General features: G+C 52.5%; 5 protein-coding genes. All 5 read right to left on the reverse strand.

Features of this window, described 5'->3' with window-relative positions; translation table 11 throughout:
* Positions 1 to 470: 470 nt before the first annotated feature.
* The 5 genes from dnaB to HMPREF2609_RS02985 all read right to left on the reverse strand — a co-directional run bounded on the left by dnaB (position 471) and on the right by HMPREF2609_RS02985 (position 6053).
* Positions 471 to 1829: a replicative DNA helicase gene (gene dnaB, locus HMPREF2609_RS02965; RefSeq protein ID WP_013398176.1), complete on the reverse strand. Its 1359-nt coding sequence runs from the start codon at positions 1827 to 1829 to the stop codon at positions 471 to 473.
* A gap of 111 nt (positions 1830 to 1940) precedes the next feature.
* A complete protein-coding gene (locus tag HMPREF2609_RS02970; protein WP_070534966.1) occupies positions 1941 to 2804 on the reverse strand; it encodes an SDR family oxidoreductase in 864 nt (287 codons plus the stop codon).
* A gap of 43 nt (positions 2805 to 2847) precedes the next feature.
* Positions 2848 to 4053 (reverse strand): nucleotide disphospho-sugar-binding domain-containing protein, encoded by a 1206-nt coding sequence (locus HMPREF2609_RS02975; protein ID WP_070534967.1) that lies wholly within the window; start codon positions 4051 to 4053, stop codon positions 2848 to 2850.
* A 140-nt stretch (positions 4054 to 4193) separates the two neighbouring features.
* Positions 4194 to 4994, reverse strand: a complete 801-nt coding sequence (locus tag HMPREF2609_RS02980) for a class I SAM-dependent methyltransferase (protein WP_070534969.1) — start codon at positions 4992 to 4994, stop codon at positions 4194 to 4196.
* A gap of 741 nt (positions 4995 to 5735) precedes the next feature.
* Complete coding sequence (locus tag HMPREF2609_RS02985) at positions 5736 to 6053, reverse strand: hypothetical protein (protein ID WP_004005956.1); 318 nt, start codon at positions 6051 to 6053, stop codon at positions 5736 to 5738.
* Between the last annotated feature and the right edge of the window lie 154 nt (positions 6054 to 6207).

A 6207-nucleotide genomic window follows, 5' to 3' on the forward strand; every position in this document is an offset into this window, starting at 1 on the left:
CACACAATCAGAGTCATCATCAGCCGGTCAGTGATATCGCCACTCCATTTTGAGTGACAACCTAAATAACTATACTCGCTTTTATGAAGAAACACAAGCTAAAAACTTTATGTTTTACATCACACAATTATGAGATTCATTCTAAATCTCATAATCTTTGAAACCGTCACATGAATGTGACACACGAACTTCAAGTCATACACTGTATAGTTGATTTTGCCGCGAAATTTCGGGGTTTTTACCCCCGTTCGCCGCGGCGACTCATACAACTATACAGAGGCTTTCCGTGCTTTGCAAACCGAGATAATATGTAGTACATCACATAATATTTTGGGTGTTTACTTCCATGAAAGCCTCATTCACGAAAACTCCTTATACTCCGAAAATTCTTAAAGACTCAAGGCGCTGCCCTCCCGGTAAAAATACCGGTCAAGCAACGCCTTTCTTACGCTCAAATGCTCTAGATTCCGCTAATACTGCTGCGGTGGAGTTTCAGAAGCCATGTTATTAAACCGCGAGTACTTACCGCTAAACGCCAAGGGAATAGTCTTCGTTGGGCCGCCACGATGCTTCGCAATAATCATGTCTGCCTCACCCACACGATCGCTATCGGGGTTGTACATATCCTCACGATGCAGCAGAATCACCATATCCGCATCCTGCTCAATTGAACCGGATTCACGCAGATCAGAGATCATTGGGCGCTTATCGGTGCGCTGCTCCGAACCACGGTTCAGCTGCGACAGCGCAATGACCGGAACCTCAAGTTCCTTCGCCAAAAGTTTGAGACTACGGGAAAACTCCGAAACCTCTTGCTGACGAGACTCAACTTTCTTTCCCGAACTCATCAGCTGCAGGTAGTCCAGCACCACAAGCTGCAATTGATTGCGCTGCTTAAGACGACGGCATTTCGCACGAATCTCCATGAGCGTCATGTTCGGCGAATCATCAATAAAAAGCGGTGCACCGGTTATTTTTCCCTGCAGGGTCGCCAGGTTGGTCCATCCCTCCTGGTCAAGATCTCCCTTCTTGAGGCGGCCCATCGAAATGCGGCCCTCCGCCGAAAGCACACGCATTGCAAGCTCGGTGCGACCCATTTCCAAGGAGAAAAAGACCGTCGTCATATCATGGTGAATCGCAGCAGAACGGGCGATATCCAGTGCCAACGTCGATTTACCCACGCCGGGACGCGCGGCAACCACAATCATCTGCCCCGGATGCAAACCACCGGTGAGCTCATCAAACTCAATAAAGCTCGTGGGCACGCCATAAACACCATCCGGGCGGTTCGAGTTCGCATCGATCTCGTTCATCGTGGCTTCTAAGGCATCTGAGAAGGTAACGTAATCCTCTTTCGCGTTGCCATCTGAAATTGCGTAAATCTCAGATTGTGCCTGATCAACCAGCGAGTCTACCTCGCCCTCGCTCGTGTAACCGAGCTGGGCGATCTTAGTGCCAGCCTCTACCAGACGGCGCATAACCGCGTGTTCCTTGACGATCTCAGCATAATACTGGGCATTCGCAGCGGTTGGAACCGAAGCGATAAGCGTATGCAGATATGTTGCCCCACCGACTCGTGTGAGTTCACCGCGGCCCTTGAGCTCATCCGCTACCGTAATCGCATCGGCGGGGTTGCCGTGACCGTACAGAGAAATAATTGCCTCATAGATCAGTTCATGCTGCGGCTTATAGAAATCTCCCGCATGCAGAGTCTCTACCACATCGGCAATAGCGTCTTTGGAGAGCATCATGCCGCCCAGCACCGACTGCTCCGCGACATCATCGTGCGGCAGGGTGCGAGAACCATAATCGATGGCAGTTTCAGACATGCTTTTTCCTCAAAATCGCGTTTTTATCCGATGTTTATGGCGTTCCAGAAGCAATTTCTGCAGAACTTCTATGCTAGTTTCTCATGAACGCTTGTTGAAATGTACACCGCCTTATAAATTCTGTGTCTGTTCCCGGTAGAACTCTCGAAGACTATTCGTTCCTGTCGGCTCCCCCACACAATCATGCGTTAAGCCCCACAGCATAAACGATAAAGTATCGGCCACGCGCGGTTTGATAAGGCCGATCACCTTCACCACACCGTCTGCTAACCGGGGCGGGATAACCGTGATCTTCGCGGGGCGTCCCACCGCCTCAAAAGCGTACTGTGCTACCTCACGCCACGAGAGAACCTCGGGACCACCAATATCGTAGGATCCCTCCTGAGCAGATTCCACCTTATCAAGACAGTATGCGGCAACATCCGCCCCGTGAATGGGGTTAAGCCGCCCTTGCGGTCGCAGAAGATACACCCGGCCGCGGCGTGCCATCTGCGCTATAGCGCTCATATCTGAGAAGTATCCACTCGGGCTCACCACCTGATGCGCCAGCGGCGACTGGATCAATGCCTGCGCGAAAGCCGTTTTCGCACGCGTGAGCTGCGAACGAATCGACTCGGCGTGTATGGCGTTCACATAGCAGAAACGTGTGACATCATGGGCGCGCGCAGACTCCAATATATTTAGGTTCGCACGGTAGTCAATATCCCAGGGATCGGCCTTCTGCCGAGTTACCCCTAGTGCCGAAATAACCGCATCAACGCCATCGCACACTCCTTCTGTCAAGGAACGGTCGGTTACATCACCAACCACCCACTCATCTACCCTATCCGCCAGCGATGGTGCACCCCACGCCCCGGCACTCTCAACCCGAGCCTTATCGCGCACCACAGCACGCACCCGATGCCCGCGACGATGCGCCTGCTCCACAATATGACGCCCCACATAGCCCGATGCTCCAACAACCAAAATATTCATCGTTTCACCTCGCTGTGGTTCTGTGAACAAAGTTTCGCACCCTTTAGGCAGGATTACAGTCTTTGAGATAGCCCTCAATCACCTCGACGGCGCGGGTTGAACCATCCATGCCGCGCATTGCCTTGCTGAGCTGTCGAGCCTTGGCGCGCATGGTCTCATCTGAAAGTAAACGATCCAGAATGCCGTGCATCTGACCTCGGTGCACATCATGTTTCGCGAAGCGCAGGGCGTTGCCGTACCGCACACATTCCTCAATATTCCAGCGTTGCTCGGCCTGCATGGCGATACCCGCGAACGGCACTCCCGCCAGGCACGCTGTCTGCACGGTTCCTTCACCACCGTGCGTGATTGAGGCATCAATGTGCCCAGCAAGCAGATGAGCCGGGACAGTTCCCGCACGGTGAATATTGTCACCCAGCGAGCGCGCATCAGCATCCGCTAACAGCACCCCATCACCGACCAGAACATCTACCGGTGCCGTTGAAAGTTGCCGCAGCACCGCAGCCAAGATGCGCGCAGACCCGGACGAGCCCATCCCTACGTAGATAAGTGGTCGCTTTTTAGGTTCCCGAACAATCCGCGGAAGTTCACCGGGAGCACGGTAGTAGATAGGACCCACACTGACATCCGGCGCCGTTAACGGATCGCCGCGCAGCTCGGTAAAAAGAGAACAGATAAGGTTTACGTCAGCGCTGAACATATCGACGGTACGGCGCGGAAGTTTGATTCCATGTTCGCGGGCTACACGAGTGAACGAGGCTGGTTTATAAGATATTGCCCGAACCAGTGCGCGTAACCATCCCGGTGCTGAGGGGGCTTCACCGGCAGGTTTCCCAGAAAAATAGGTCATTGAATATGCGTAAGGGCGCGCATAGAAAATAGGTACACCGGCGATGCGCGCGGAGATCAGCATAGTCGGGTTAGAGCCGATTACCACAGCATCTGCGTTAAAGTCACGAATGGCCGCAAGTTCTACGGTAACCCTCTGGCGTACTTTCTCGGTGGTGAAGGGATGCCGCACTCCCCTGCCTTGGTCAAGCGCCATGAGTTGTTTCGCTTCGGCATCAGTCATGATGGGTTCACGAAGATGCACGGGAAGCCGCGCGCTTTCCAGTAACCCACGGTATTTGGGCGAGTATATATGGAAGAGGACTTTGTGCCCTCGATCTTGAGCAACACGCGCTATTTCGATGCTGCGCGTGGTTTCACCCATATTAAAGCTTTCGGGAGAGAAAAGAATACGGCTCATTGTCTTCTCCAGCGGGGGGGCATACACATGCTTGAGTGGGGTCTACGCCTCATATATATCTAGTGTAAAACGGAGCCTCAGTAACCCTCCCACTGTATCGGGAAAACTCAGGCTCCGTTTTCTGACCGCGCAAATCGTAGTTATTTCTTCCGTAGAACCAGACCGATAGCGCCTATATGGTCGGCGTGACGGCGGAAAACACTGCGCATACCCAGTACGCGCTCACGAATCTGCGGTTTGCGTGCAAGGTTGAACATGATCTTGGCGAGTCCGCCCACCCCTTCATCGGCAATCATTCGTTTGGGTTCCAGAAGAGCCATCTCGGTTTGATATACGTCTAACACCTCAAACCCGGATTCTTCGGCAAGGCGGGTCCATTCGGCAACCGTAAGCGGGCGTGCGTTCACGCGAATGCTTCGTGCCAGGTCCTTCTGAATTTCTTCTTGAACCTCAGGGCGCAGGTAGTCAGGGGTTAGCGATAGCTCGTGAATGGCATAGTAGCCGCCCGGCCGTAGGATGCGCGCCGCCTCGCGCATAATTTCCAGCTTGTGCTTGTCGGTCTGCATGGTCAGCATAGCCTCGCCCACCACCACGTCGTAGCTGGAATCGGGCAGCCCGGTCTCCTGCGCCCCGGCGTTCACGACCGTGTAGTTGGGGTTGTTTCCGATGCGCCCGCGCACGATTTCAGCCGCCTTTGGGTCAAGATCTACACCGGTGTAGGTCTTGGGGCTGCGTTTGACGATTTCGAGCGCCGTAATACCTAGTCCTGGGGCGAACTCAACCACGTCGATCTGCCCGCCAAGCGCGCGGCTGAGCAGCCAGTTTGTAGTTTCGCGCCCACCGGGACGAAGGACTTTCTTGCCGAGTTGGGCGAGCAACCAGTGTCCGGCGGCTTTTTCGGCGGGACGATCGGTACCGGGAACGTTCGGGGTTTTAGGCACGATAAATCTCCTGTGATAATTCGTATTTAATATGCAAGATTTTTATGCTCTAATTTTACACCCCGTTATGAGGTAGCCGCATTCTTCTTATGCTGTATCTTGCAAACCTCCTGTTACGCCGGTACTACGCCATTGTTTTCTGTGGCTTTATGTGCGGAACGCAGACTAAGGGTTAAACAAAACTGAGACCGAACCCGAAGATTCGATCTCAGCCTCAATCACACACACATACATACGAAAATCAGAGCCACTTCCGCTAAGGAAAGTCCAACTTTCAGATAGTCCTCTCGAACTACCTGATATAACTATGAGCCGTCAACCTTTATTCCTCGTGAGTTAAACCTTGGGAATATCTGTGAATGCGAGGGGTTGTGTGTGCTGAAAGCACAAGATGAGGGATTGAGCTTCCTTACAGGGCATATATATCGCAGAGAATTACACGCTGTATTCGGTACCGTGCATGAGATTGTGATAGCCGCCCGGAAGAAGGCGAAATTTTTAAAACTGAAAAGCGAGGCTACACAGTAGCCTCGCTTTTCAGTTCCACGAGAGCATATCCGCTCTCTGAAACACACACATTCACATCGCAGTCCTCTCGAACCAACACCTCCAGTTAACCGTAGTTACCTTGAGGAACCTTGGGGTTTGGCTGAAAAACACCTGAAAGTCCCCGCAAGAAATACTGGGAAGAACTTCAGCGATGCCCCAGTGTGCAGCGCACGATCCTCGTGCGACAGTAATTTATCCGTTAGAGTTCAGAAGAGCATCAGCCAAAACCACGGTCACCGGGTTTATCAGCACCGATACCGCCGCCAATACAATATTTGCGATGCGATGGCGCACAAACCGAATAAGCCCCACTATGGCACAGATAAAGGCGATCACAGAGGTAAAACTACCCACGATTATCGTGATATAAAACAGGATGGCATTCACCGTGAGCGAGGGAAAAGGAATAAAAGCAAGTATCACAAGTACAACACTTACTGCCTCGAAGATGATGCCGACCCGCAAAAGCTGAGTGCTGGGGGGAAGGTGATTAAAAGATTTTTTCGCCATATATCTAGCCTAACCGAGAGTAGCCCACAACAGTGATCCTTGATGTAACAGCGAGTGCCGCCTCCCAGCCAGTATGGGTTCAGGAGGCGGCACTTCCTCTTATCCGATGAGCCTTAAGTCTAAGACTTCATATCGTTGAATTTGAAGCGAATCC

The sequence above is a fragment of the Rothia sp. HMSC058E10 genome (genome assembly GCF_001809415.1).
GTDB lineage: Bacteria > Actinomycetota > Actinomycetes > Actinomycetales > Micrococcaceae > Rothia > Rothia dentocariosa.

Coding starts and splice junctions, on each gene's coding strand:
- HMPREF2609_RS02970 (WP_070534966.1), bottom strand. CDS start 2,804: ATGAATATTTTGGTTGTTGGAGCATCGGGCTATGTGGGGCGTCATATT.
- HMPREF2609_RS02985 (WP_004005956.1), bottom strand. CDS start 6,053: ATGGCGAAAAAATCTTTTAATCACCTTCCCCCCAGCACTCAGCTTTTG.
- dnaB (WP_013398176.1), bottom strand. CDS start 1,829: ATGTCTGAAACTGCCATCGATTATGGTTCTCGCACCCTGCCGCACGAT.
- HMPREF2609_RS02975 (WP_070534967.1), bottom strand. CDS start 4,053: ATGAGCCGTATTCTTTTCTCTCCCGAAAGCTTTAATATGGGTGAAACC.